This is a genomic window from Leptolyngbya sp. GGD (assembly GCF_026735145.1).
Taxonomy (GTDB): domain Bacteria; phylum Cyanobacteriota; class Cyanobacteriia; order Leptolyngbyales; family Leptolyngbyaceae; genus Leptolyngbya; species Leptolyngbya boryana.
Window position 1 is genome coordinate 1 of the sequence record NZ_JAPQKE010000026.1, and the last position, 1,529, is coordinate 1,529.

At 53.6% G+C, this 1,529-nt stretch carries 1 rRNA gene; it reads right to left on the bottom strand.

What is annotated here, in order from left to right:
• Positions 1-15: 15 nt before the first annotated feature.
• A 16S ribosomal RNA gene (locus tag OU814_RS31250) occupies positions 16-1,503 on the bottom strand.
• Positions 1,504-1,529: the final 26 nt, after the last annotated feature.

A 1,529-nucleotide genomic window follows, 5' to 3' on the forward strand; every position in this document is an offset into this window, starting at 1 on the left:
GGGTAGGTCTCCTTTTAAGGAGGTGATCCAGCCACACCTTCCGGTACGGCTACCTTGTTACGACTTCACCCCAGTCATCAGCCCCACCTTCGGCGTCCTCCTCTGCAAGCAGTTAGAGTAACGACTTCGGGCGTGACCAACTCCCATGGTGTGACGGGCGGTGTGTACAAGGCCCGGGAACGTATTCACCGCAGTATGCTGACCTGCGATTACTAGCGATTCCGCCTTCATGCAGGCGAGTTGCAGCCTGCAATCTGAACTGAGCGCCGGTTTATGAGATTGGCTCACCATCGCTGGCTGGCTGCTCTTTGTCCGACGCATTGTAGTACGTGTGTAGCCCAAGGCGTATGGGGCATGCTGACTTGACGTCATCCACACCTTCCTCCGGTTTGTCACCGGCAGTCTCTCTAGAGTGCCCAACTGAATGCTGGCAACTAAAAACGTGGGTTGCGCTCGTTGCGGGACTTAACCCAACATCTCACGACACGAGCTGACGACAGCCATGCACCACCTGTCTCTCGGCTCCCGAAGGCACCCCTAACTTTCATCAGGGTTCCGAGGATGTCAAGCCTTGGTAAGGTTCTTCGCGTTGCATCGAATTAAACCACATACTCCACCGCTTGTGCGGGCCCCCGTCAATTCCTTTGAGTTTCACACTTGCGTGCGTACTCCCCAGGCGGACAACTTAACGCGTTGGCTACGGCACGGCTCGGGTCGATACGAACCACGCCTAGTTGTCATCGTTTACGGCTAGGACTACAGGGGTATCTAATCCCTTTCGCTCCCCTAGCTTTCGTCCCTCAGTGTCAGTGCAGACCCAGTAACACGCTTTCGCCGCTGGTGTTCTTCCCAATATCTACGCATTTCACCGCTACACTGGGAATTCCTGTTACCCCTATCGCACTCTAGTTCATCAGTTTCCACTGCCCTTATGCGGTTAAGCCGCACGCTTTGACAGCAGACTTGATAAACCACCTACGGACGCTTTACGCCCAATAATTCCGGATAACGCTTGCATCCTCCGTATTACCGCGGCTGCTGGCACGGAGTTAGCCGATGCTGATTCATCAGGTACCGTCATCGATTCTTCCCTGATAAAAGAGGTTTACAACCCAAAAGCCGTCCTCCCTCACGCGGTATTGCTCCGTCAGGCTTTCGCCCATTGCGGAAAATTCCCCACTGCTGCCTCCCGTAGGAGTCTGGACCGTGTCTCAGTTCCAGTGTGCCTGGTCATCCTCTCAGACCAAGTACAGATCGTCGCCTTGGTGTGCCGTTACCACTCCAACTAGCTAATCTGACGCGAGCCAATCTCTAGACAATAAATCTTTCACCCTAAGGCACATTCGGTATTAGCAGTCGTTTCCAACTGTTGTCCCCAATCTAAAGGCATGTTCTCACGCGTTACTCACCCGTCCGCCACTATCTCCGAAGAGACCGTTCGACTTGCATGTGTTAAGCATACCGCCAGCGTTCATCCTGAGCCAGGATCAAACTCTCCATAGTATATAGAGTAAGCTTGTAGCTCAATT